The organism is Nonomuraea ferruginea (assembly GCF_039540635.1).
GTDB lineage: Bacteria > Actinomycetota > Actinomycetes > Streptosporangiales > Streptosporangiaceae > Nonomuraea > Nonomuraea ferruginea.
In genome coordinates this window covers 39,462-62,254 of sequence record NZ_BAABFD010000005.1, presented here as the reverse complement: position 1 = coordinate 62,254, position 22,793 = coordinate 39,462, and the positions used below count along the sequence as shown (strand labels likewise).

Genomic DNA, 22,793 nt, shown 5'->3' with positions numbered 1-22,793 from the left:
GCCTCGTGCGCGTGTTCGAGAAGCCGGTTGGCCTGGCGGCGAATCGGCTGCCCCTGTCCTGCTCCGCAGGGGTCCGATTCCTCCCCCGCCTGAAGGCGGGGGTTTCCCCGGGAGGTATCCGATGAGCGGAGCCCGCAGCGCCCGTACGGCCGGCGACGTCCCCGCACCGCCCGCGCCGATCCGCTGGTCCGAGGCGGGCGACGGCTCACAGCGGGCCCGCGTGCCCGTACCCGTCGACCACCGCGACCCGGATGGGCCGGCGATCGACCTGGCCCTGGTCCGCTACCCCGCCGCCGGGCCCGGAGCCCGGCGGGGCGTCCTGGTCGTCACCCCCGACGACCCGGGCAGCTCCGGCATCGCGATGGCCACGCAGGTGAGGGCGGCGCTGGCGCCGTCCGTCGCCGCCGTCTTCGACGTGATCGGGTTCGACCACCGCTTCAGCGGCGAGAGCGCGCCGCTGCGGTGGGGGCTGGACCAGCGCGAGATCTTCTGGGTGTTCCACGAGTCGGAGTCGTTCGCCGAAGAGGTCCGGTTCCAGGCCGAGCTCGCCGCCAAGGCCGCCGGCCACTCCGTCGACGTGCTGCCGCACATCACCACCCGCGCCATCGCCCGGGATATCGACGCCGTCCGGCGTGCCCTCGGCGAGGAGCGCGTCTGCCTGCTCGGGCACAACTACGGCTCCTACGTCGCCGCCGTCTACTGCGAGCTGTTCGGCGACCGCGCCGACCGGGTGATCCTCGACAGCGTCCTCAGCCCCGACTGGGTGTGGCAGGGCCTGTTCACGAACTTCGCGCGCAACTGCGAGGCCACGCTGCGGCACTGGTGCGCGGCGACCGCGCGCCCGCAGGGTCCCCTCGGTGACACCCCCCAGCAGGTGCGCGACGCCTTCGACGAGGTCCTCCGCAAGGCGGGGGCGGCGGGGGTCACGCTGCCGGGGGTGCCGGTGCCGCTGGACGAGCAGTTCCTGCGGGTGCTGACCATGATGCTGCTCAGCTCGCGGCGCTCACATCCGGCCCTGGAGGACGTCATCCGGTCGGCGAGGTCCGGCGCGCCACTCCAGCCGGGCACCCAGCAGCTCATCGGCTCGATGTTCGCGGTGCCCCGCGACGCGAGCACCGCCGCCGCGCAACTGGCGATCCTGTGCGGGGACGCGGCCTGGCCGCGGGCGCTGGAGGAGTACGAGGCGGCCGTTCAGGACGCGTCCGGGTTCATGGACCGGGCGCTGCTCGGCGTCAAGGCCGGCGCCTTCTGGCCGGTCCAGCCGCTGGAGCCGCCGACCGTGTTCGGCCCCCGCGAGACGGGCGGCGTGCTCCTGATCCAGGCGGAGCGTGACATGTTCACCTCCGACGCCGGGGCGAGACGGCTGCGCGGCCTGCTGGGTGACCGGTCCCGGCTGGTCATGCTGCGGGACGTGATCGAACACCGGATCTTCCCCTTCGCCGGCGACCCCCGGGTGGACGCGGTGGCGCAGGAGTTCCTGATGACCGGGCGGCTGCCGGAGGCCGACGTCGTCGTGGGCGACGACTCCTACGAGGATGGGGAGGCCCGTCGATGAACCAGCCGGCGTCCTATTACCGGCAGCAGGTCGCATGGGGCGAGCCGGACCCCGCGCTGGGCGGCGCCCGCCGGGCGGTGCTGCGGGTGCCCCTCGACTACCGGCGGCCGGGGGAACGCGACATCGAGATCGGCATCGCCAGGCACAGTGCGACGGGCCGCCGCCAGGGGGTGCTTCTCGTCGGCCCGGGCGACGACCTGGGCAACAGCGGCCTGGCTCTCCTGGCGGCGCTGCTCGGCAGCCTCCCCGAACGGCTGACCGAGGCGTTCGACATCGTGGGGTTCGACCACCGGTTCATGGGCGCCAGCACCCCCGTCTTCTGCGACCTCGAACCCGAGGAACGCTTCTGGGTCTTCCACCAGCCCGAGTCCTTCGACGCCGAGATGCGCTACCAGGCCACGGTGGCCGCCAAGTGCTCGGCCGGGACGCTCGACCTGCTCGCCCACGCCAACTCCCGCAACATCTGCCGCGACATGGACGTCATCCGCGGCGTGCTGGGCGCGGACCGGATCGACTACCTGGGGTACTCGTACGGGACCTATCTCGGCGCCGTCTACGGCGAGATGTTCGGCGCGCACCTGAACCGCGCGGTGCTGGACGCGATCTGCAGCCCCGACTGGGTGTGGCGCGGGCTGTTCACCGACTTCCCGGCGAACGGCGAACGGGCGCTGAACCGGTGGTGCAGGTGGGCCGCCACCCAGCACGCCACCTACCGGCTCGGCACCGCCGGCCCCGAGGTCCGGGCCGCCTACGACTCCGTCCTCGCCGCGGTGGACCGGGGGGAGCCCGTCACGCTGATGGGGTTCCCCCTCGACCGCACCCTGGCCAGGCTGATCCCCGTCGGGATACTCAACAGCGAGAAGGCCTATCCCGTCCTCGCCGACATCCTCCGCCACCTGCTCACCCAGGCGGACCTGGACGCGAGCAGCATGGAGTTCCTCGCCCGGATGTTCGGCGAGCCGAAGGAGGAGAGCGGCACGGTCGCCCAGCTGGCGATCCTGGCCGGCGACGCGCTCTGGCCCCGCAGCCCGGCGCTCTACGAGCAGGACATGCTGAAGGCGGCCGGGGAGTTCCCCTGGACCGGCGCGGCGCTCAACGGGATCAAGGCGCCGGCGTTCTGGCCCGTCCCGCCGGCGGAGCCCGCCACCCGGCTCGGCACGGAGTCCGGCGGCGGCAGCTACCTGCTGGTGGCGGCCGACGAGGACATGTCCACTCCCTGGGCGGCCGCCCGGCGGATGCACGAGGTGCTGGGGGAGCGCTCGACTTTCGTGACCGTGGCGGACACGGCGCACCACCGGGTCTTCCCGTTCTACGGCAACACCGGACTGAACGAGCTGGTCTGCGACTTCCTGCTGACGGGGAGCACGCCGGGCCCCGACCACGTCTGCCCCAACCCGGACCGGCTCCTGGAACCGGCTGCGTCCGGCCGGGGCTGACCGGCGCCGGGAAGTAGCCTTCCTCTCATGCTGATCGAGAAGGAACGGCACGACGGCATCCGGCGCGGCGCCATCACCGTCCTGTTCCGCCGCTGGCGGCAGCGGCAGGCGACCGCGGGCAACGTGTACCGCACCGCGCTGGGACAGGTGGCGGTCGACGCGGTCGACGTCGTGACCCCCGAGCAGATCACGGACGCCGACGCGGCGGCGGCCGGTTACCCGTCCGCCGCCGCCGTGGTCGGCGACCTTCGCGGGCGCACCGGCGACCCCGTGTACCGGCTCCGCATCCGGTTCGTCGACGAGCCGGATCCCCGTGACGAGCTCGCCGCCTCCGGCGAGCTCACCGCGGCGGACCTGGAGGACGTCGAGGCCAGGCTGGCCCGGCTGGACCGGGCGAGCAAGACCGGGCCGTGGACGGCGGCGACCCTGGAGATCATCAGCCGCCGGCCCGCCGAACGGGCCGCCGACCTGGCCGAAGAGCTGGGCCGCGATGCCGCCCAGTTCAAGCTGGACGTGCGGAAACTCAAGAATCTCGGCCTCACCGTCAGCCTGGGCACCGGCTACCGGATCTCTCCGCGCGGCGCGGCCTACCTGGCGGACCGGCGGCGATAGGTCACGGGGGCGCCCACCCGAACAGGTCGGAGCTCTGCCCGCCGGTATCGCCTCCCCGGGTCATCGCCCTCAGCATCGCGTCGCGGATGACGGCCAGCAGCGGCGAGCGCACGTGCGCGACGCGGCCCAGCATCCGCGACTGGCGCACGACCTTGCGCACCCGCGGCCCTCGTTCCGCCGCGTAGCGACGCAGCGCCGCCTCGACCGCCGCGGTCGTCGAGACGCCGCCGGCCAGCACGCCGGCCAGCACGACGGCGTCCTCCAGGGCCATCCCGGCACCCTGACCGAGGGTGTAGACCATGGGATGCGCGGCGTCACCGGCGAGCACGACGCGGCCCCGGGCCCACGTGCGCGGTGGCGGGCGGTCGAAGACGTCGTGCGCCACACACCCGGCCGGGTCCGCCGAGGTCGTCACCTTCCGCAGGTCCGGGTGCCAGCCGCCGACGCGCTCGTGCACCCGGGACAGGGCCTCGGCGACCGGCAGGGACGGCATGACGCCGCGCGGGGCGGTCATGGACGCGACCCAGTAGAGTTCGCCGCCGCCGATGGCCGCGGTGAACAGGACCAGGCCCCGCCCGTAGGCGATGAAGCCGTCCGGGTACGCGGCGGGCGCCGGCCCGATGCCTCTCACCGCGGTGAACCCCCGGTAGCGCGGTGGGCCGTCGCCCAGCAACTGGGCGCGGACGGCCGAGTGGATGCCGTCCGCGCCGACGAGGACGTCCCCGCTCAGGACCTCCTCGGTGCCGGTGACCAGTCCGACGCCCGAGTCACCGTGGAGGTAACGGGTGGCGGCGCGGCCCTCGACGAGTTCCGCCCCGGCCGCCTGAGCCTCGTCGCGGAGCAGCCGGTGCAGGTCGGCGCGCAGGACGGTGACCGAGGGCATGCCCCAGCGGTCCTCGTACCCGTCGAACGACACCCACCCGAGCACCCGCCCGCGATGGTCGAGGAACGCGCTGCGGTGCGGGGCCGAACCGCGGGCGCCCGCGGGGTGGCCCGCCTCCCGGACGCGACGGGCGAGATCGGGCGCGATCGCGGCCAGCGCCTTGACGGCGTTGGGGGCCAGCACCAGCCCGCCGCCGGCCCGCTCGGGTTCGGCCGAACGCTCCAGGACGACCGCGTCCAGCCCGCGGTGGCGCAGCGCGATGCCCAGGGCCAGCCCGGCGATGCCGCCGCCCGCCACGAGGATCCGGCCTCGTCTCGTCGCGTCCATCCTCCGAGCATGCCCGACAGGAGGGCGCGACTTTTCTCCCACATTGCGGCCCCTCGTACCGGGCGCGCGACGCCGACGCGTAGGAAGCAGCCGACCCTTGACGGGTAGGATCTTCCCTACCTACGATTGCCGCATGGAAATCACGCATCTTCAGAAACTCACCGTTCCCGTCACCGACCAGGACGCCGCCAAGGCCTTCTACGTCGACAAACTCGGCTTCGAGGTCCGCACCGAGCAGCCCATGCCGATGGGCGACAACCTGCGCTGGATCGAGGTGGCGCCCAAGGGCGGGCAGACCACGCTGGTGCTGTGCAACTGGATCCCGAACACGCCGCAGGTCCAGAACGCCATGCTCGAGACCAAGAACACCGACGAGGCCGTGGCCGCCCTCCGCGGGGCCGGTCTCTCCATCGACGACCCCACCCCGACGCCCTGGGGCAAGCAGGCGACGATCACCGACCCTGACGGCAACACGTTCATCATCACCGACGGCGGCGGCGCCTGACCCGACCGTCACCACCGCGCGGCCCGGCCCGCGTGGTGGCCCGCCCATCGTCTAGCGCCCGGTACGCGCCTCGCCCGAAGGGCGTACTGAGGTGGGAGAAACCATGACGCAACCACCCCGCGACGAAACGTGGTCACCATCCGATGCGGACGACCACGCGCCCGCAGGCACCGTCTCGACCCGGATGTGGATCACCCTGGTGCTGGTCTCTCTCGGAGCCATGATGGAGGCGCTGGACTCCACCGTGATGGCGATCGGGAACCCGATGATCGCCGTCGAACTCGGCACCCGGCTCACCCAGCTCCAATGGGTCAGCAACGGCTACATGTTCGCGGTGGTCGTCTTCCTGATCACGGCCGGGAAGATCGGTGACCGGTTCGGCCACCGCAACACCTTCCTCGTCGGCATGGTCGGCTTCGCCGCCAGCTCCGTCGCGGCCGGACTCGCCGGCTCCGTGGAAGTGCTCATCGCCGCCCGCGTCGCGCAGGGCCTGTTCGGCGCGGTGCTCGCGCCCAACTCCCTGGCGATCATCCGGAACCTGTTCCCGTACGATCGCATGAAGACCGCCATCGGGATCTGGGCCGGGTTCGGCGCGCTGGCCATGGCGGCGGGCCCCTTCGTCGGGGGCCTGGTGGTCGGTCAGTTCGGCTGGCGGGGGATCTTCTTCCTCAATGTGCCGATCTGCGTGGTCGTGGTGATCGCCGGCCTGCTGCTGATCGACAAGGGGCGCGAGCGGCGGCTCGTCGCACCGATCGACATCCCGGGCGTGATCCTGCTGTCGGGTGCGCTGCTGGCGCTGGTGTGGGGGATCGTCCGCATCCCCGTGGACGGCCTCGACCTGTTCACCGGGCTGCTCTTCGTGGCCTTCGCGCTGTTCGGCGGGCTGTTCCTGTGGCGGCAGCAGACCTCGGCGAACGCGGTGCTGCCGTTGCGCCTGTTCCACTCCACGTCGCTCTCGGCCGCCGTCGTGGTCATCGCGATGGCCGCCTTCGTCGCCTTCGGCAGCTACTTCTACTTCGGCCTCTACCTGGAACAGGTGCAGGGCCACGCGCCGTTGACCGCCGGATTGCTGCTGCTCCCGCAGACGGTCCTGTTCGGCGTCGGCGCCGCGGTCGGCGGCAAGCTGAGCAGCGACCGGGGCCCGCGCGTGCCGATGATGCTCGGCGCCGTCCTGGTCGCCCTCGGCTCGGTGGGGATCGCGCTGCTGCAGGCCGATTCCTCGTACGCGCTGCTCGGCCCGTCGCTGGGGCTGATGGGCGTCGGGATCGGCGCGATCGTGCCGGTGGCCGTCGGGGTGATCCTCGGGCACAGCCCCGCCAACCTCGCGGGGACGGCGTCGGGCATGCAGCAGACCGCGCTCATGCTGGGCGCGGTTCTCGGCACGGCCATCATCGGCACCGTCATCAGCCTGCGCGTCGCCGCCGACCTTCCCGGGCGCCTCACGGCGGCCGGGGTCCCGCAGGACGCCGCCGGCAAGGCGGTGGAGCAGACCTCGGTGGCGGCCCAGGGCGTTCTGCCGCAGGTCGGCGGGGTGACACCCGAGGTCGGCGCCCGGATCGAGATGGCGGTGGGGCAGAGCTTCACCAGCGGCCTGAACACCGCGCTGATCGTGGGCGCCGTCCTGATGGTGGTGGCCGCCGTGGTCGCGAGCCGCGTGCGGGCGCCCGAGCAGGACCCGGGCGGAGCCTGGGGCTGACTTCCGCAATCCAGTGAAAGGAAACCTGGCCATGGCGCTCTCAGGAGCGGAGATGCTGGTCCGCGTGGCGGCCTCTCTACCCGACAAGACCGGCAAGTCGCTTGAGGAGTGGGTCGCCTCGGTAGGCGAGTCCGGACTCGACCCGCTCGACCAGCGCGCCGTGCGGCAGTGGCTGAAGTCCGAGCACGGGCTGACCAAACCGCAGCAGGAGGCGGTCGCCACAGCCGCGGCCAAGGAAGCCGGCTGGTCCGAGCCCACCGCCGACGATCATCTCGCCGCGCAGTACGACGGATCCAGGCAGGCGCTGAAGCCGATCTACGAAGCGCTGGTGGAGGCGGCCACCGGGCTCGGCGGTGACGTGACCCTGGAGGTGCGCGCCGGCTTCGTCGCGGTGAACCGCAAGCGGCAGTTCGCCGCCATCCAGCCGGCCACCGCCAGCCGGATGGATCTCGGCCTGCGCTTCACCGACCCGCCGGCGGACCAGCGGCTCAAGCAGGCCACGGCGCCGGGCCAGTCCACCCACAAGCTGGGCTTGACCGCCGTCGAACAGGTCGACGACGAGGTCAGGGCGCTGCTGCGGCAGGCGTACGAGCAGAACGCCTGATTCGCGGCCCCGGCACGCCGGGTCACCGCAGATAGTGCCGAGCCGGGTTGGCCCGCGGATACCTGCGCAGGTACGCGAAGAAGTCGGCGAGCGCGGCGTCGCCGCGGGTCAGCAACCCGGGCGTGTAGTGAATCGTCATCAGCACCGGCGCGTCCTCCGCCAGCAGGTTGAACATGAAGGCCTGTGCCTTGGTGAGGAACTCCTCGGCCTTCTCCGCGGGCTCGCCGGGCAGCACGTGGGTGCCCCAGCTGAAGAACGAGGCGGTCGTCCGCGCCCGGGGCGCCGCCATGCCGGTGATCCAGTAGAACCAGCGGCCGTCGAGCGTGCCCTGCTGCCAGAAGATGTTGCTGCCGTGGATCGACGCCCACACGCGGTACTCCTCGCCGCCCGGCATCAGCGCGTGGTAGCGGTAGCCGACGGAGAACTCGTCCCAGGTGACCGACTCGTTGGGGTCCTCGACGAACTTCCCCTCGTGCGGGAGCGCGAAGTGCTGCAGATCCATGGTCTGGGCCGCGACCACCCACGGATCCACCGCGAGCTGCTGGTCGAAGGCCATGGCCCGGGTCGCGACGCGCGCCCCGGGCACGGGCGGGTCCGCACGGGGCAGCTCGAACAGCGGCGCGGAGCCGTTGAACGCCCACACGATGCCGTGGGCCTCGACCGTGGGGAAGCGGAACAACCGCGCCCGCGGATCGACCGGGGTGCCTCCGGCGGAGACGCACCGCCCGTCCATCCCGTACCGCCAGCCGTGGAAGGCGCAGCGGATGGCGTCGCTCTCAAGGCTGCCCACCGCGAGGTCGGCGCCCAGGTGGACGCAGTAGGAGCTGAACACCGCCACCTCACCGGAGGGCCAGCGCACGGCCACCACCCTGCCGCCCAGCAGGTCGGCGCCCACGATGCCGCCGGTCTCGGGCAGGGCGTCGCTCAGGCACACCGGGTGCCAGGTCTGGGTGAACAACCCGTCCTCGCCCTCGGAGGGGATCGGCTCGGAGCGGGGCCGGTGTCGTACGTCGTCCGTGATCGTCATGACGGGTTCCGACCTTCCTGGCGGGGGGAGCTGAATCGCGTTCAGTCTCACCGCCGCCTGACGGCGGGGTCAATCGAGCCCGTCAGAACGACAATCTCGAAGAAACCCGGCATACGTCGATGTGTTTGCCTAAGGAGGTGTCATCCGACTGGGAGGAACCGTGCACGTCGATACGGACCAGCTCGCCGCGAACAAGGCCGTCGTGGGGAAGCTCGTCGACGCGTGGAACGTCCGCGACGTCTCGCAGATGATGCAGTACTGGTCGCCCGACATGGTGCACCACGGGCGGGACGGGGCCATGCCCGCCAGTGAGGTGGGCGGGGAGATGCAGCGTTTCATCGCCGCGTTCCCGGACATCCACATCCACGTCGAGGAGATGATCGCCGAGCGTGACCTCGTCAGCACCCGGCTCACGGTCTCGGCCACCCATTCCGGCCCTTATCTGAACATCGAACCCACCGGCCGGGCCGTCCGCTGCGCCCTGATGGGCCAGCTGCGCATCGTCGGCGGCAAGGTGGTCGAGCACTGGGGGGTCGCCGACACCGTCCATCTCCTGGAGCAGCTCGGGCTCATCGACGGCGAGCTGCTGGAGGCGACCGCATGACCTGGGAGGGCGTGTGAACGACGAACTGGCGACAGTCAAGGCTGAACGGGAAGAGGTCGTCCGGCGTTTCCGCGGGGCCGTCCTCTTCTCCAGGGATCTGTCGGCGATAGAGGAGGTGCTGGCCCCGGAGTTCGTGGACCACTTCGCGCCTCCGTGGGATCCGCCCGGCCGCGACGGCGTCGCGCACCGGTTCGGCCAGGCCGCCGACGCCCTGACCACGACCAAGGTGGAGGTCCTGGTCTCGGTGTGCGAGGGGGAGTTCCTGTCCCAGGCCATCGAGCTGCATTTCGCGCACACCGGCGAGTTCATGGGCATCCCGGCCACGGGCCGGTCCTTCGCGATCGGCGGATCGAACACGTTCCGCTTCGACGGCAGGCAGATCGTGGAGCACTGGGGGGTCTTCGACGTCGCCAAGATCCCGGATCTGCTGCGGGAGACGCACGGCGCCCAGGGCGGCTGGGCGTCGATGTGGCCGGAGCCCTCCAGGCCGGCCTGAACGACGGCCGGGCGGCGTGGACAACCCCGACCCCGTCAGCGGATGCTACTGGGAGCTGGAGGTAAGCGTGCGGATCCGCGGAAGCAGCGCAACGGACAAGCCCGGCATGTCAGACGATCATCGGCTCCGGGCCGTCGAACAGGTCCTCAGCAAGATCCGGCGTGACCTGTCACGCACCCACTCGCTCGACGACCTGGCGCAGACCGCGTGCTTCAGCCCGTTCCACTTCCTGCGCGTGTTCCGCGGCATCACCGCCACCACCCCCGCGCGGTTCCTGGCGGCGCTGCGGATCGCCGAGGCGAAACGGCTGCTCGCCGTCACGAACCTGGACATCACCACGATCTGCATGCAGGTGGGGTACACGAGTCTCGGCACGTTCTCCCACCAGTTCGCGCGGCACGTCGGGGTGTCCCCGCGCAAGTTCCGGCGGCTGATCAGCGAGATGGCCGACCAGTCCTGGGAAGCGGTGCTCGACGCCGCGGCGCCCCCGCCACCGGAGCCCGAGCCGGCCCGGACGCTCCGGGTGCGGCTCAACAACCTGCGGCCGGGCGACTTCGCGCTGATCGGGCTCTTCGAGTCCGGCATCCCCCAGGGCTGGCCGGCGGCCTGCGCCATGGCGCGGGGCACCAGCGAGGCCGATCTGGCGGTCGGACCCGACGGCTCCTACATGGCGCTGGCGATGAGCTTCCCGCCGGACGTCGACGTCGAGGACCTGATGACCAGCGACGTGCCCGGCCTCTGCCTGGTCGGCTCGTACGGGCACATAAAGGTCAGAGGCGGGCACGTCACCCAGAGCAGCATCGTCATCGACCTGCGCCCGCGCCGGCCGAGCGATCCCCCCATCGTCTTCGTCTCCCCGCTGCTGGCGGCGCAGGAAAGCCTGCTGGACTCGACGGTCAGCACCTGACGGCCTTTGCGCAGGCTCGAAGAAGTACCGGCGATCGGCCTGACCTAGCGTTTGGGCCACCGCGTTATTCCCCCAGCGGAGGTGACCGTGACCAGTCTCGACGCCCCGGTGCCCCGGCCGACGAGCCCGCACCTTCCCCACGAAGGCGACGACGGACTCTACACACAGAGCTGGTATCCCATCTGTATGGCCGAGGATCTGACGCCGGGCGTGGTCGTCGGCGCGGAGTTCCTGGGCGGGCGCGTGGTGGCGTTCCGGGACCGGTCAGGGCGGCCGTCGGTGCTGTCCGCGTACTGCATGCACCTCGGGGCCGACCTCAGCGTGGGGACGGCCGCCGACGGGCTGCTGAGATGCCGCTTCCACGGCTGGACCTACGACGAGCAGGGGGTGTGCCGCCGGACCGGCAGCGGCGACGCGGTGCCCGAGGGCGCGCGGCTGTTCAGGTTCCCCACCGAGGAGAGGTTCGGCGTCGTGTGGGCCTTCAACGGCACCGAACCGATCTTCCGGATCCCCGGGCTGCCCTGCCCGGAGGAGGAGATCCGGGCCCGGCGCGGACGCTTCGGGCACCTGGCCATGGAACCCTGGATGGTCTCGGCCCACACCCTCGACCTGCAGCACCTGTCCCTGCCGCACGGGTTCGACCTGAAGGTGCCGCCCGCCGACACCGTGCGGCGCACCGAGCACAGCCACGGCTACGACCTCGTGGGCTCGCTGCCGGACGGCACCGCGTACGACGTCCGGATCGACATCCACGGCCCCAACCTGTTCCTGCAGACAGGGCTGCTCAACGGGCGCTGGTACTTCTGGATGACCTCGCCCAGCCTGCCCGCTCCCGGCCGGACGGACTCGTTCTTCGTGTACGGGATCCGCAAGGACGGGTCGGAGACCGAGGAGGCGGCGGAAGAAGCGCTGCAGCGGGTGTTCAAGGCGCAGATGCAGTTCTACTCCGATGACTCCGACATCTTCGACACCATCCACTTCCAGCCGGGCCTGCTCACCGCGCGTGACAAGACCCTGGCGATGTTCCTGGACTACATGCGCACCTATCCCCGTGCCAATCCGGCACGGGAGTTCCTCAACTGACCGCCGCGCGCTCCCGAACGGAGTAAAGGTGTCCGATGCCATGCCCGACATCCAGGCCGACGACGCGTTCGGCACCATGCTGGCCCTGACCGACACGGTCGCGCCCTGGGCCATCCGCGTGGCGGCGACGCTGCGCCTGGCCGACCTGGTCGCGCCCGGCGGCGCCCCTGCTGACGCGATACTCAAAGGACTCGAGGCCGCGGGCGAGAGGGTGGATCAGGAAGCGGTGCGCCGCCTGCTGCGCTACCTCGCGTCCCTGGGTGTCTTCGAGTACGACGCGGCTTCCGAGCTGTACCGCCCGACGCGGCTGTCGGAGCTGATGACGGAGGACAGCCCCGTCAGCATGCGCGACTGGTGGCGCATGGACAGCGCGATGTGCCGGCTCGACCAGACGCCCACCCTCATGATGGAGGCGATCCGGACCGGCGAGCCGGTGTACGAGCGGATCTTCGGCCGGGACGTCTGGGCGGACCTCGCCCAGCACCCGCCGCTGGCGGCGTCGTTCGAGCAGGCGATGGCCCACAAGACCCGCATATCCCTGGACAGCGTCATCGCGGCCGTCGACTGGCGGGCCCGCGGAGACGTGGTGGACGTGGGCGGCGGCCACGGGCTGCTGCTGCAGGCCATCCTGAAGATCTCCCCGCAAGCCCGCGGAACGGTGTTCGACACACCGGCGGGCGTCGCCACGGCACGGGCCCACCTGGCCGGCTCGCCGGTCGCCGGCCGCATCGCCTTCGCCGAGGGGGACTTCTTCGGCCGGTGGCCCGCCGGCGCCGACACCTATGTCCTGATGAACGTGCTGCACAACTGGCCCGACGACCAGGTGGTGCGGTTGCTGCGGCGCGGCGCCGAAGCCCTCGGGCCCACCGGCCGCCTCCTGGTCGTCGAGACGGTCGTCGGCGGCGCGGGCGACCAGCGGAGCCTGGCCCGGCTGGACATGATGATGCTGCTGTTCTGCGGAGGAAAGGAACGCAGCCGCCCCCAGTACGACGAGCTCGCCGCGCGGGCCGGGCTGACCATCACCGGTTCGCACCCGACCTCCTTCGGCCTGGCGATCCTGGAACTGGCCCCGGCCGGGACGACGCCCGCCGGGAGCGCGTGATGGACGAGCGCACCGTGCACCGATTCCCGTTCGGCCCCACCACCGGGCTGGAACTCGACGGGAAGTACCGCAAGCTGCAGGAATCCGAGCGCGTCGCCCGCGTCCGCATGCCGTTCGGCGGGGACGCGTGGCTGGTCACCGGGTACGAGGACACCAAGTTCGTGCTCTCCGACCCGAGGTTCAGCCGTGCGGTCACCCTGACGATGGATCTGCCCCGGCTGCAGCCGCACATCGTCCAGAACCCCGGCATGATCATGAGCATGGACCCGCCCGACCACACGCGGGTCCGCCAGGTGGCCGCCCGCGCGTTCACCCCCCGCAGGGTGGAGAAGCTGCGGCCGTGGATCGACGAGCAGGTCGACGGCCTGCTCGACCGGATGACCGGGCAGGGGCCGCCCGCGGACCTCATGCGGGATCTCGCGCTGCCGCTGCCCGTTTCGGTGATCTGCGAGATCCTGGGCGTTCCGTTCGCCGACCGGGAGAAGTTCCGCGACTGGTCGGACATCGTCATGTCGGTCACGGCGTTCACCCCGGACGAGATCCAGGCGGCGTTCCTGAGCCTCACCGAATACCTTCGGTGGCTGGTCGGGCAGCGCCGCGTCGCGCCGGCGGCCGACCTGTTCAGCGCCATGGTACGGGCGCGGGACGTCGAGGCGGTGATGAGCGAGGAGGAGCTGATCACGTTCGGCGTCACCCTGCTCGTGGTCGGTCACGAGACGACCGTCAACGAGATCGCCGACATGATGTTCGTCATGCTCCGCGACGGACTCTACGCCGAGCTGGCGCGGGGCGGCGGCCCGCCGCTGCCCCGCCTCGTCGAGGAGCTGCTGCGCTTCGTCCCGCTGGAGAGCCCGGGCGGATTCGCCCGCGTCGCCACCGAGGACGTCGTCGTCGGCGGAACCCTCATCGCCAAGGGCGAGGCCGTGTACACCCAGCTGTCGGCGGCCAACCGCGACCCGGAGGTCTTCACCGAGCCGGACGAGATCGACGCGGAGGCCGAGCGGGAGCCGCACCTGACGTTCGGGTTCGGCCCGCACCGGTGCATGGGCGCGGCGCTGGCGAAGATGGAGATCGAGGCGGCCGTCGGCGGTCTGCTGCGCAGGGTCCCGGGCCTGCGGCTCGCCGTCGAGCCCGAGGAGATCGTCTGGAAAGCCGACCGGCTGGTGCGAGGGCCCGAGGCGCTCCCGGTGACGTGGTGAGCGGTCCGGCGGGAGGATTCTCCTGGCACAGAGCGCCCGTCGTGTCCTCGCTCTCGCCGGCCGCATTGACAGGTAGGATAGCGCCTACTGATAATGTAGGCGGGTCGGCGCATACCGGGCCGCCGGCGACAGTGCGATCAAGGGTTGCTCATCATGCCGCGGAGCGGGAAGACGACGACGCCAGACGGCGTCCCCACCCTGCTCGACGACGTGTTCCCGGCGCTGGCCAACCCGGTCAGGCGCCGCATACTCCAGCTCCTGCTCGCCGGGCCGCATTCGGTCAACAACCTGGCGGCGCACTTCGACATGGCCCGCCCGAGTGTGTCGGAGCATCTGAAGGTGCTGCGCGACGCCGGCCTGGTGACCGAGCGGAGAGTGGGCAGGGAACGCCACTACTCGCTGTGCCGGGCGCCTCTGGAGGAGATCTCCAACTGGCTCCACCCGTACGAGGTCTACTGGCAGGACCGGCTGAGGCTCCTGCGCGACACGGTGGTGGAGGAGGAGGCCGATCAGGCGGGGCGGTAGGGGAGCCCTTCGCCGGTCGCGTCCCGCCCGGCGGTGTCGTCGGCGAGGACCGTTTCCAACCGGCTGAACAACCACGAGCGCCAGCCGCCGCCCATGATCCGGCGCGCTCGCTGCTGCAGTTCGTCGTCCGGATCGAAGCCCTCGTGGTCGAAGAACAGGCGGGTGCCGTGGCCCTCGGCGACCAGCCGCCAGGTCGCCGTGCACCGCGCTCCGCTCGGGCCGTGGTCGTCCCAGCTGATGCGCAGCATCCGCTCGGGCTCGATGGCCAGCACCTGGCAGTGGATCACGCCGTCGAACTTCGTCGTCGGCACGGCCTGCGTCACGATGGTGAACCGGTGGCCGACGACCGGCTGGAAATCCTCCGGCCCCAGCCATTTCGTCACCAGCCGGGGCTCCACGAACGCCCGCCACACGCGGTCGGGAGGGTAGGGCACGAACTCGTCCAGCCTGATCGCGCGGGGGTCGTCCGTCATGTGTGTCAGCTCTCGATCAGCGACTGAAGAACCAGAGCGAGTCTATCGCCGCAGATAAGAAGGCGCACTTGCGAAGGAGACACCGATGAAGATCGGAATAGGGTTGCCGGGTGACGAACCGGACCTCCTGCTCGACTGGGCCCGGCAGGCGGACGCGGGACCGTTCAGCACGCTGGGACTGCTCGACCGCTTCATCTGGCGCAACCCCGAGCCGCTGGTGATGCTGGCGGCCATCGCCGCCGTCACCCGCCGGATCCGCATCCAGACCGAAGTGCTGATCGGCCCGCTGCGTGACACCGCCCTGCTGGCCAAGCAGGTGGCCACCCTCGATCGGCTCGCTCAGGGCAGGTTCACGCTGGGAATGGGGGTCGGCAGCCGGACCGATGACTTCGCCGCGGCCGGAATGCCGCTCAAGGGGCGAGGACGACGACTCGACGACCAGCTGTCCGAGATGCGCCAGTTGTGGGCCGGCGAGCGCACGGCGGGCGGGCTCGGGCCGGTGGGGCCCGCGCCGCTGACCCCCGGAGGCCCGGAGATCCTGTTCGGCGCGTTCGCGCCGGCCGCGCTGGCCAGGGTGGCCCGGTTCGGCCACGGGCTGCTGTGCGCCGCTCCTCCGCCGTGGGCCGGCGACCTCTTCCGCGCCGTGGACAAGGAGTGGTCGCAGGCCGGCCGGGCCGGGCGCCCGCGCAACGTCGGCCAGCTCAACGTGGCCTTCGGCTCGGCGGAGACCGTGGCCACGGCCAAGGCGGCGATCAGCGAGTGCTACGCGATCGTGGGGGCCTCCCACTGGATGGTCGAGGGCATGCTCACCACCGAGGACCAGATCCGCACGGCGCTGCGCGGCTTCGAGGAACTCGGGGCGGACGAGGTCATCCTCTACTGCTGGTCGCCCGAGGCCGGACAGGTCGCCCGGCTGGCCGGTCTCGTCGACCGCTACGGCGCGGCTCTCACCTGACGGCCGGGCGGCGGCGGGCGGCGGTGGACATCGCCGGATATCCGTGTTTCGTACGTGCCAAGGGGTAGCGCGGCAGACCCGGCGTTCGGGCGCCGTCTCCAAGATCGGACGCTGACCGGGCCGGGACTCGCTATCGCCGTAGCTGATGAGGCTAGCTGGGATTGCGCGTTTCCATCGGTTCGCCGACCGCGTTGACTGGTCACAGACCAGACGGCGCAGCTTGCGTCGCTGTCATCGTGAGGGGGTCGTCATGACCCTGGACGCACGAGAAACGAGCACGCCCGGCCGCATGGGCCTGAACGGCCAGATCCCGCGCTGCGAGCACATCGATCGGTGTCCGGTCGTGGAGCACGGTCCACCCGAGTGCCGGGCGTGCCTGGCACTCGGACAGTCCTGGACATGGTTGCTGGTGTGCCTGAGCTGCGGATGGGTCGCCTGTTCCGACGACTCGCGGGGCGGCCACGCCAAGGCCCACTACCAGGAGACCGACCACCCGGTCGTCGCCGCCCTGGAACCGAGCTCGACCTGGCGTTGGTGCTACGTGCACCGCCGAAACGTATGAACGAGACGAGAGATCATGACGATTTCCGAGCAGGCGGCGGGATGCCGTCAGGACTACGACGGCACCTCGCCGTTCCCCGAGGCGAAAGAGCATGTTCCGGCCGGGTGGGTACATATCGGCCTCACGGCGGCGATCGTGGTCCTGCCGTTCGTCGCGCTGGCCGTCGCGATCTTCCTGGCATGGGGGCAGGGGGTCACGCTCACCGATCTGCTGCTGGCCGCGGTCCTGTACGTGCTGACCGGCCTAGGCGTAACGGTCGGGTTCCATCGGTTGCTCACCCATGCCTCCTTCATCGCCTCGCCGCGGCTGCGGGTGGTGCTGGCGGTCGCCGGGTCGATGGGCTTTCAGGGGAACGTGATCGACTGGGTGGCGGTGCATCGCCGCCATCACGCCTTCACCGACCGGCCGGGGGACCCGCACTCCCCTTACCGGTACGGCTCGGGCCTGCGCGGGCAGCTTCGGGGGCTTGCCCACGCCCACCTGGGCTGGCTGTTCGCCGAGGACCGGACCCCGGCCGAGCGGTACGCCCCGGACCTGCTGGCCGATCTGGCCATGCGACGGGTGGCCCGCGCCTTTCCCGCGCTGTGCGCGCTGTCGCTGGCGCTGCCGTTCCTGGCGGGATGGGCGATCACCGGCACCCTGTACGGTGCCCTGACCGCTTTCCTGTGGGCCGGCCTCATCCGCGTCGCGCTGCTCCAGCACGTCACCTGGAGCGTCAACTCCCTGTGCCACGTCATCGGCGCCAGGCCCTTCAAGACCCGCCGCCACGACCGCTCCTCCAACCTGTGGCCGCTGGCGCTGCTGTCCTTCGGCGAAAGCTGGCACAACGGCCACCACAGCGAGCCAAGCTGCGCCCGCCACGGCCTCGATCGTGGCCAGATCGACCCCTCCGCCACCGTGATCGGCCTGTTCGAGCGGCTCGGCTGGGCGAGCAACGTGCACTGGCCCGATCACGAGCGCACTGAACGCCGTCGCGTCGGCCGGCCGTCACACGGCCGATGATCGATGAATGTCCTAAGGGCGCGCCGGCTTCGCCACCGGTCACGGGCATCCCTCGATCGCTCCGGCACTCCTCACAGGGTTCCGCACCATCACGTGGAGCCTAGAGTGGGAGAGACGGCCCCGCATGGGCGCCGTCCGGACGGAAGGGGTGGCCGGCGTGGAGATGCGTCAGCTGCGCTATTTCGTGACACTGGCCGAAGAGCTGCATTTCGGCCGGGCCGCCGCGCGCGAGCACATCGTGCAGTCCGCGCTGAGCCAGCAGATCCAGCGGCTGGAACGCGAGCTCGGCGTGCGCCTCCTGGACCGCAGCACCCACCACGTCGACCTGACCCCGGCGGGCGCGGCCTTCCTCGTCGAGGCGCGCCAGATCCTCGATCACGTGGGCCGGGCCGGGCACGCCGCGCGCAACGCCGTCACGCCGGCGCCCACGCTGCGCGCCGGCATCATCGACGCCGGCTACGACACCATGCCGCAGGTCCTGCGCGAGCTCCAGCACACCCATCCCGACCTCACGATCCACCAGGTCGAGGCCGGCACCCCCGAGCAGTACCGACAACTGTCCGACGGCCGTCTCGACATCGGCATCGGACACGCCTCGCAGGTCCCGGCCGAGGTGACCTCCAAGCTGATCAGGCTCGACCCGCTCGGCGTGCTGGTGCCCGACGGCCATCGCTTCGCCGAGCTCGACGGTGTCCCCGTCGCCGCCCTCGCCGACGAACCCCTGCTGGTCGGCGAGGAATCACAGACCCCTGAGCTCAACCGGTTCGTCATCACGCTGTGCCGCTCGGCCGGGTTCGCGCCCACCATCTACGAGGGCACCGTGCAGAGCAGCCGCGCCGCCGCCGACCTCGTCCTGCAGCACCGCTGCCTGCACTGCGTCCCCTCCTCGTTCCGCACCTCCAACCGGCCGGGCACCACCTGGCGGCCCCTGACGGAACCCACCACGCACTACCCCTGGTCACTGCTGTGGCATCAGGACAACCCGTCCCCGCACATCGCCACCGTCATCGACAGCGCCCAGCACCTGGCCGAGCGGCTCGGCTGGCTCGAACCGGTCAGCCCCGCCATGTGACCTGAGCCCGGCGGAGAGAGCCCGCGCGCCTACGGAAGTGACTGCTGATGCCGGCAGGGTTCTTGCGCGACCTTGATGGCCTTCGTCAGTGCGGCGATCAGCGGGATGATCGCGGCGGGGCTTCAGGCGCGAGTCTCACACGGGCGCCGCCGCGTCCTGACGCAGGTCGCTGGGGGCGTCCTCGCTGGTGAAGACCAGCCCGAGGCCGTCGACGGAGACCTTGACGATCGGCCGGACGGAGCTCGCCGTAGAGGAGCCGAGTCTTCCAGCTCGCGCTGGATCGTACGGCGCAGCGGCCGGGCGCCCATGACCGGGTCGTAGCCGCGGCCGGCCATCAGCGCGCCGTCGGTGATCGAGACGGCGTGGTGGGCGTCTGCGGCTCGCCGCGGGCCGGCATCGGCTTGAGGATGCCGGCGCGTCGATCGCCCCCTATTCAGCCACCGGCCGAACGTGTCAGCGCGGTGGACGCATCGCCCCGATGAGAGAGGCGACCGGCACGCGAGCGAATCCGATGCGCGTGTCGCTCGCTCCGTAGGCCAGCCACACGGCGTCGTCATGCAGCAGGCCGCCGCAGGAATATACGACGTTGGGCACGTAGCCGTCACGTTCGCCGTCGGCGGAGGCGAGAAGCGCGCCGGGGAGCTCGGCGATGACCCGATGCGGCTCGTCGGAGTCGAGCAGGAAGGCGCCCATGGCGTAGTCGCGCATGGGGCCGACGCCATGCATCAGAACGAGCCAGCCGAACCCGGTCTCGATGGGGGATCCGCAGTTGCCCACCTGGATCAGTTCCCAGCCGCGGCGGGGTACGTACAGAGGTACCGGCCGTTGCCATCTGTTGTGCCCGTCGAGGGTCGTGAGACCGATGGTCTCGCCGTCCGAACGGCACAGCGCCAGGCTGCGCCCCCCGACCGATCGCGGGAACAACGCCATGCCCTTGTTGACGGCGGCGGGGCCGCGCATGGGGGTGAATGTGAAATGCCGCAGATCATCGCTTTCGATCAGGTGGGAACGGATGTGCCGCCCGTCGTACGCGGTGTAGGTCGCGCGATACGACGGCCGGCCGTCATCGCCGACGACCTGGACGAACCTGGCGTCCTCCATGCCGTTGCTCTCGGCCGCGGTCCCCGGCCAGAGCACCCGCCGGTGGAGGGGGAGATCGGCGGGGAAAGCCACGGCGGAGTCGGGGCGCGTCGCGCGGCGCATCTCCTCCACGGTCCGCTGGGTGGTGGTACGAGTGAGCAGGTCGACCGGCAACTGGCCGAGCACCTGCTCGAAATCGTCGTCGTCGAAGCGTTCCGGCAGGGACGCCAGCATGGTGGCGGTCACCTCGTTGTCCCAGGCTTCGTCGGAGAGCCCCGCGGCGAGCAGGTCCCGCCGATGGTGGGTCCGGTGCCGGCGCCCGATGGACAGGGTCCCGGAGCGATCGGAGACGATCAGGTCCGAGCCGGGGCCGAGCAGCGCCGTGGTGAAGCCGATGGAGGACAGGTGGCCTTCGCCGATCTGCCGCAGACTGATCACCACGCGGAGCTGTCCAGGGCGCAGACCGGACTGGTCGGGATGGGGGACCATCGAGGGATTGCACACCGCCGCGGCCTCGACGGCGTACTCGTGGCTGAAGTAGGCGCCCACGAGGAGGCGGGCCCGCGGGGACAGGTCGACGTCGCGCGGGACGCGATGGCGGACCAGGTCGTGGTGATGGGCGAACGTCGCTTCGAGGTCGTGGTGCCGACCGCCGAATCGCCGCAGTGTCATCTGAAGCATCTCGGTCGTCTCGTCGTCGTCAAGAAGCATGACGCGGTCGATCAGGGCTGCGGCCCGGGTACGGGTGAGCGCGGCGTCCTCGCCGGGCACGAAGAATTTGATGATCACTCTTCGCGGGTCGGGAGTGAGCGTCGGGCCGAGCCGTGTGGCGAGGTCTCCGCTGGTCATGGGAGCCGCCTGGCATGCTGCATGGTGGAGATCAGCGCGATGGTCGACTCCGCGCCCTGGTTGAGGTTCGGGCCGTGCTCGGTCAGGCCGTCGTAGCCTCCGCCGGTCGCCGGATCCCACATGAGAGCATCGGCGTCGTTGGCGCCCTGGAACCACGCCACCGACCGCCGTACCCTCTCCTGCCACGCCTGGTCGCCGCTCACGCGGGCAGCGGTGGCACAGGCGTCGGCGAGTGCCGCCACCTCGATCGGCTGCTGGTCGAAGCGGGGTCGCGGCGCGTCCAGGCGCCAGCCGGCGGCGGGCACGACCGCGAGCCGGCCGTGCCTCGTCTGGACATCCCACAGCCAGGTGAGCATGCGCAGGCCGGTGGCGAGCCGTAGCCGGTCGTCGCTCAGCTCGCCGACGGCGATGAGCACCTCGGCGAGAGCGGCGTTGGCGTAGGTCAGGCGCGGCTGCGGCCACGGCCAGGAGGGGTTCTCCGAGGGAGCGCCGATCGCCTCCGCGGCGTCCATCAGCAGGCCGGCGGCCACGCTGCTGTCCGAGTCGGCCCGCAGGACCTCGGCAGCGCCGAGCCCGGCGAAGGCCATCGCGCGCGGATGCGGGGAGCGCTGTTCGGCGCCGGCAGTGAAGGCGAGCAGCGCTTCGTCCCGGATCCACGGGACAGGGCTGCGGGCCGCCGCGGTGCCCAGACCCCACATCGCCCGTCCCCACCAGTCGCCGACGCCCGGCTGGTCGTCCCAGCGCCGGTCGAAGGAGAGCCGGTTGTGGAACGCCCCGGAACGGTCCTGAGCGTGCGTGAGGAAGGCCAGGTAGCTCTCCGCCAGCCGGGTCAGCCGGTGGGCGGGGCGCGGTTCGCGGGTGGCGACGACCAGCCCGCGGGCGACGTCGTCGGTGCAGTAGCCATGTTGGCGGCGGACGAGGGCGTGCCGGGCATGCTCGAACAGACCGGTGTCGTCGCTGAGCCGGATCAGGTGCCTGAAGCCGGGGGTGGCGGTGCTCACGGCAGCACCGCGACCGCTGTGGGCGGCCGCTCGGCGACGAGCGAGCGGACGAGGTCGTCGTACCGGGCCGCGACCGCGGGCCACAGCAGGGTCGGGATCAGGGCGCGGGTACGCCTGGTGAGACTGTCGGCCAGCCCCGGCTGGATGAGGACCCTGCGTATGGCGGAGGCGAGCCCGGTGGGGTCACCGTGTGGGACGAGGAGTCCTGGGCCGCCGGTGAGCAGTTCCACGGCATGCGGGAAAGAGGTGGCGACGACCGGCACGCCCGCGGCCACGGCCTCGATGAGGACACCGGAGGTGACCTGCTCCGCGGAGTCGTAGGGCAGGACGACCACGTCCGCTGAGCGGACCAGCCGGCTCAGCGAGTCCTGATCTCGATAGAGAGCATCATGTCGGACGTCCGAAGACACCCCGAGCCGGGCGGCGAGCTCATGGAGCTCGTCACGATAGGCCTCGCCCTGCTGCTCCAGCACTTTGGGGTGGGTCTTCCCGGCGATAGTGTAGATCGGCGACGGGTCGAGGCCCCTCAGAAGCGCGAGCGCGCGCAACGCCCACTCGATGCCTTTGCCCGGCCCGAGCAGTCCCCAGGTGAGCAGGTGCGGACGGGGTCGGAACTGGGCCGGGACCCGCATGTGGTCGGCGGCTCCGTGCGGGATGACGAACACCTTGCCGGTGTCGACCCGGTAGCCGGCGGCCAACCGGTCACGCGCGGTGCCGGTCATGGTCACGATCGCGCCGGCGGCGGCTCCGATCTCCTCGAGCAGGGCCTTCTGCCGCGGAGTGGGTCTGGTCAGGACGGTGTGCAGGACCACGATGCTCGGCACGGTGAGGCGACGGAGCAGCGGCAGGACGTCCTGGCCGTCCGGACCGGGGTAGATGCCGTACTCGTGTTGGACGATGGCCACGTCGAATCTCTCCAGAGCGGTGGCCGCCGCCTTCCAGCCGCCGGGTCCGCCCGGGGTCCAGGTGTGCACGACCCCGGGCTGCGGTCGTTCGTCGTCGCCTGCCGCGGTGACACGGACGATGCCGCCGAGCAGCTCACCGCCGCTGGTGAGATGGGCGGCCAGGGCGGAGTTGAAGGTCGCCAGCCCGCACTGGGTGGGCGGATGGGTGCTGAGAAAGCCGTATGTGAAGGCCAACTGCCATGCCTTTCGGTCACTCGGCCCGCACCAGAGCGGACGCCGATGCGGCTCGATCGGTGAAGACGGCTACCCCCGTCTGCCTGTGTGGTGGAACCT

At 71.2% G+C, this 22,793-nt stretch carries 23 protein-coding genes and 1 pseudogene; 17 read left to right on the top strand and 7 right to left on the bottom strand.

Features of this window, described 5'->3' with window-relative positions; all coding sequences use genetic code 11:
- Nucleotides 1-121: 121 nt before the first annotated feature.
- From ABD999_RS11215 to ABD999_RS11205, 3 genes are read left to right on the top strand one after another with little or no spacing between them, the layout of a single operon-like run.
- On the top strand, nucleotides 122-1,555 hold the full coding sequence (locus tag ABD999_RS11215; protein ID WP_271277984.1) for an alpha/beta fold hydrolase: 1,434 nt from the start codon (nucleotides 122-124) through the stop codon (nucleotides 1,553-1,555).
- Nucleotides 1,552-2,991, top strand: a complete 1,440-nt coding sequence (locus tag ABD999_RS11210) for an alpha/beta fold hydrolase (RefSeq protein WP_271277985.1) — start codon at nucleotides 1,552-1,554, stop codon at nucleotides 2,989-2,991. The genes ABD999_RS11215 and ABD999_RS11210 overlap by 4 nt, the downstream gene beginning before the upstream one ends.
- A gap of 27 nt (nucleotides 2,992-3,018) precedes the next feature.
- Nucleotides 3,019-3,603 (top strand): hypothetical protein, encoded by a 585-nt coding sequence (locus ABD999_RS11205; RefSeq protein WP_271277986.1) that lies wholly within the window; start codon nucleotides 3,019-3,021, stop codon nucleotides 3,601-3,603.
- Nucleotide 3,604: 1 nt separating this feature from the next.
- Here the strand turns inward: ABD999_RS11205 and ABD999_RS11200 are convergent, their stop codons facing one another.
- A complete protein-coding gene (locus tag ABD999_RS11200; RefSeq protein WP_271277987.1) occupies nucleotides 3,605-4,813 on the bottom strand; it encodes an FAD-dependent monooxygenase in 1,209 nt (402 codons plus the stop codon).
- A 133-nt stretch (nucleotides 4,814-4,946) separates the two neighbouring features.
- Between ABD999_RS11200 and ABD999_RS11195 the strand changes: the two genes are divergently transcribed.
- The 3 genes from ABD999_RS11195 (at nucleotide 4,947) to ABD999_RS11185 (ending at nucleotide 7,618) form a co-directional block, all read left to right on the top strand.
- Nucleotides 4,947-5,318 carry a VOC family protein gene (locus tag ABD999_RS11195; RefSeq protein WP_187281106.1) on the top strand — a complete coding sequence of 124 codons (372 nt, stop codon included), beginning with the start codon at nucleotides 4,947-4,949 and terminating at the stop codon, nucleotides 5,316-5,318.
- 103 nt (nucleotides 5,319-5,421) lie between these two features.
- On the top strand, nucleotides 5,422-7,014 hold the full coding sequence (locus tag ABD999_RS11190; RefSeq protein ID WP_345482673.1) for an MFS transporter: 1,593 nt from the start codon (nucleotides 5,422-5,424) through the stop codon (nucleotides 7,012-7,014).
- A 31-nt stretch (nucleotides 7,015-7,045) separates the two neighbouring features.
- A complete protein-coding gene (locus ABD999_RS11185; protein WP_271277989.1) occupies nucleotides 7,046-7,618 on the top strand; it encodes a DUF5655 domain-containing protein in 573 nt (190 codons plus the stop codon).
- 22 nt (nucleotides 7,619-7,640) lie between these two features.
- Here the strand turns inward: ABD999_RS11185 and ABD999_RS11180 are convergent, their stop codons facing one another.
- Entirely contained in the window at nucleotides 7,641-8,645 is a 1,005-nt protein-coding gene (locus ABD999_RS11180) for an aromatic ring-hydroxylating oxygenase subunit alpha (protein WP_148031012.1), read from the bottom strand.
- A 160-nt stretch (nucleotides 8,646-8,805) separates the two neighbouring features.
- On the opposite strand from ABD999_RS11180, the gene ABD999_RS11175 reads away from it, so the two are divergent.
- The 7 genes from ABD999_RS11175 to ABD999_RS11145 all read left to right on the top strand — a co-directional run bounded on the left by ABD999_RS11175 (nucleotide 8,806) and on the right by ABD999_RS11145 (nucleotide 14,561).
- Nucleotides 8,806-9,249 (top strand): ester cyclase, encoded by a 444-nt coding sequence (locus ABD999_RS11175; RefSeq protein ID WP_271277990.1) that lies wholly within the window; start codon nucleotides 8,806-8,808, stop codon nucleotides 9,247-9,249.
- Nucleotides 9,250-9,262: 13 nt separating this feature from the next.
- Entirely contained in the window at nucleotides 9,263-9,745 is a 483-nt protein-coding gene (locus ABD999_RS11170; RefSeq protein WP_187281108.1) for an ester cyclase, read from the top strand.
- Nucleotides 9,746-9,851: 106 nt separating this feature from the next.
- Nucleotides 9,852-10,652, top strand: coding sequence for a helix-turn-helix domain-containing protein (locus ABD999_RS11165; protein ID WP_271277991.1), 801 nt, complete (start codon nucleotides 9,852-9,854; stop codon nucleotides 10,650-10,652).
- A gap of 81 nt (nucleotides 10,653-10,733) precedes the next feature.
- Nucleotides 10,734-11,735: an aromatic ring-hydroxylating oxygenase subunit alpha gene (locus ABD999_RS11160; protein ID WP_345482672.1), complete on the top strand. Its 1,002-nt coding sequence runs from the start codon at nucleotides 10,734-10,736 to the stop codon at nucleotides 11,733-11,735.
- A 40-nt stretch (nucleotides 11,736-11,775) separates the two neighbouring features.
- Complete coding sequence (locus tag ABD999_RS11155) at nucleotides 11,776-12,837, top strand: methyltransferase (RefSeq protein WP_271277992.1); 1,062 nt, start codon at nucleotides 11,776-11,778, stop codon at nucleotides 12,835-12,837.
- Nucleotides 12,837-14,036, top strand: a complete 1,200-nt coding sequence (locus ABD999_RS11150) for a cytochrome P450 (RefSeq protein WP_271277993.1) — start codon at nucleotides 12,837-12,839, stop codon at nucleotides 14,034-14,036. Before ABD999_RS11155 ends, ABD999_RS11150 begins: the two co-directional genes overlap by 1 nt.
- 153 nt (nucleotides 14,037-14,189) lie before the next feature.
- The gene (locus tag ABD999_RS11145) at nucleotides 14,190-14,561 is read left to right on the top strand and encodes an ArsR/SmtB family transcription factor (protein WP_271277994.1); all 372 of its coding nucleotides are present in this window, start codon (nucleotides 14,190-14,192) and stop codon (nucleotides 14,559-14,561) included.
- Here the strand turns inward: ABD999_RS11145 and ABD999_RS11140 are convergent.
- The gene (locus ABD999_RS11140) at nucleotides 14,546-15,034 is read right to left on the bottom strand and encodes an SRPBCC family protein (RefSeq protein ID WP_271277995.1); all 489 of its coding nucleotides are present in this window, start codon (nucleotides 15,032-15,034) and stop codon (nucleotides 14,546-14,548) included. The two genes, ABD999_RS11145 and ABD999_RS11140, sit on opposite strands and share 16 nt — an antisense overlap.
- Nucleotides 15,035-15,119: 85 nt before the next feature.
- Here ABD999_RS11140 and ABD999_RS11135 point away from each other — a divergent pair, with 85 nt between their 5' ends.
- From ABD999_RS11135 to ABD999_RS11120, 4 genes are all read left to right on the top strand, one after another.
- Nucleotides 15,120-15,989: an LLM class flavin-dependent oxidoreductase gene (locus ABD999_RS11135; protein ID WP_271277996.1), complete on the top strand. Its 870-nt coding sequence runs from the start codon at nucleotides 15,120-15,122 to the stop codon at nucleotides 15,987-15,989.
- 145 nt (nucleotides 15,990-16,134) lie between these two features.
- A complete protein-coding gene (locus ABD999_RS11130) occupies nucleotides 16,135-16,551 on the top strand; it encodes a UBP-type zinc finger domain-containing protein (RefSeq protein ID WP_345482671.1) in 417 nt (138 codons plus the stop codon).
- Between the two features lie 15 nt (nucleotides 16,552-16,566).
- The gene (locus ABD999_RS11125; protein ID WP_271277997.1) at nucleotides 16,567-17,553 is read left to right on the top strand and encodes an acyl-CoA desaturase; all 987 of its coding nucleotides are present in this window, start codon (nucleotides 16,567-16,569) and stop codon (nucleotides 17,551-17,553) included.
- A gap of 163 nt (nucleotides 17,554-17,716) precedes the next feature.
- A complete protein-coding gene (locus ABD999_RS11120; protein WP_271278008.1) occupies nucleotides 17,717-18,625 on the top strand; it encodes a LysR family transcriptional regulator in 909 nt (302 codons plus the stop codon).
- 257 nt (nucleotides 18,626-18,882) lie between these two features.
- Here ABD999_RS11120 and ABD999_RS43900 read toward each other — a convergent pair.
- The 4 genes and pseudogenes from ABD999_RS43900 to ABD999_RS11100 form a co-directional block, all read right to left on the bottom strand.
- A pseudogene (locus ABD999_RS43900) lies at nucleotides 18,883-18,963 on the bottom strand (hypothetical protein); the annotation flags it as partial.
- 115 nt (nucleotides 18,964-19,078) lie between these two features.
- On the bottom strand, nucleotides 19,079-20,554 hold the full coding sequence (locus tag ABD999_RS11110) for a glycoside hydrolase family 130 protein (protein ID WP_271277999.1): 1,476 nt from the start codon (nucleotides 20,552-20,554) through the stop codon (nucleotides 19,079-19,081).
- Nucleotides 20,551-21,555 (bottom strand): glycosyltransferase, encoded by a 1,005-nt coding sequence (locus tag ABD999_RS11105; RefSeq protein WP_271278000.1) that lies wholly within the window; start codon nucleotides 21,553-21,555, stop codon nucleotides 20,551-20,553. The genes ABD999_RS11110 and ABD999_RS11105 overlap by 4 nt, the downstream gene beginning before the upstream one ends.
- Entirely contained in the window at nucleotides 21,552-22,694 is a 1,143-nt protein-coding gene (locus tag ABD999_RS11100) for a glycosyltransferase (protein ID WP_271278001.1), read from the bottom strand. Before ABD999_RS11100 ends, ABD999_RS11105 begins: the two co-directional genes overlap by 4 nt.
- Nucleotides 22,695-22,793 lie beyond the last annotated feature (99 nt).

Excerpts from the sequence above, each read along its gene's own strand:
- ABD999_RS11145 (WP_271277994.1), top strand. The coding sequence starts at position 14,190 with ATGCCGCGGAGCGGGAAGACGACGACGCCAGACGGCGTCCCCACCCTG.
- ABD999_RS11190 (WP_345482673.1), top strand. The coding sequence starts at position 5,422 with ATGACGCAACCACCCCGCGACGAAACGTGGTCACCATCCGATGCGGAC.
- ABD999_RS11165 (WP_271277991.1), top strand. The coding sequence starts at position 9,852 with ATGTCAGACGATCATCGGCTCCGGGCCGTCGAACAGGTCCTCAGCAAG.
- ABD999_RS11120 (WP_271278008.1), top strand. The coding sequence starts at position 17,717 with ATGCGTCAGCTGCGCTATTTCGTGACACTGGCCGAAGAGCTGCATTTC.
- ABD999_RS11125 (WP_271277997.1), top strand. The coding sequence starts at position 16,567 with ATGACGATTTCCGAGCAGGCGGCGGGATGCCGTCAGGACTACGACGGC.
- ABD999_RS11185 (WP_271277989.1), top strand. The coding sequence starts at position 7,046 with ATGGCGCTCTCAGGAGCGGAGATGCTGGTCCGCGTGGCGGCCTCTCTA.
- ABD999_RS11130 (WP_345482671.1), top strand. The coding sequence starts at position 16,135 with ATGAGGCTAGCTGGGATTGCGCGTTTCCATCGGTTCGCCGACCGCGTT.
- ABD999_RS11150 (WP_271277993.1), top strand. The coding sequence starts at position 12,837 with ATGGACGAGCGCACCGTGCACCGATTCCCGTTCGGCCCCACCACCGGG.
- ABD999_RS11140 (WP_271277995.1), bottom strand. The coding sequence starts at position 15,034 with ATGACGGACGACCCCCGCGCGATCAGGCTGGACGAGTTCGTGCCCTAC.
- ABD999_RS11195 (WP_187281106.1), top strand. The coding sequence starts at position 4,947 with ATGGAAATCACGCATCTTCAGAAACTCACCGTTCCCGTCACCGACCAG.
- ABD999_RS11110 (WP_271277999.1), bottom strand. The coding sequence starts at position 20,554 with ATGACCAGCGGAGACCTCGCCACACGGCTCGGCCCGACGCTCACTCCC.
- ABD999_RS11135 (WP_271277996.1), top strand. The coding sequence starts at position 15,120 with ATGAAGATCGGAATAGGGTTGCCGGGTGACGAACCGGACCTCCTGCTC.
- ABD999_RS11215 (WP_271277984.1), top strand. The coding sequence starts at position 122 with ATGAGCGGAGCCCGCAGCGCCCGTACGGCCGGCGACGTCCCCGCACCG.
- ABD999_RS11205 (WP_271277986.1), top strand. The coding sequence starts at position 3,019 with ATGCTGATCGAGAAGGAACGGCACGACGGCATCCGGCGCGGCGCCATC.
- ABD999_RS11210 (WP_271277985.1), top strand. The coding sequence starts at position 1,552 with ATGAACCAGCCGGCGTCCTATTACCGGCAGCAGGTCGCATGGGGCGAG.
- ABD999_RS11180 (WP_148031012.1), bottom strand. The coding sequence starts at position 8,645 with ATGACGATCACGGACGACGTACGACACCGGCCCCGCTCCGAGCCGATC.
- ABD999_RS11200 (WP_271277987.1), bottom strand. The coding sequence starts at position 4,813 with ATGGACGCGACGAGACGAGGCCGGATCCTCGTGGCGGGCGGCGGCATC.
- ABD999_RS11155 (WP_271277992.1), top strand. The coding sequence starts at position 11,776 with ATGCCCGACATCCAGGCCGACGACGCGTTCGGCACCATGCTGGCCCTG.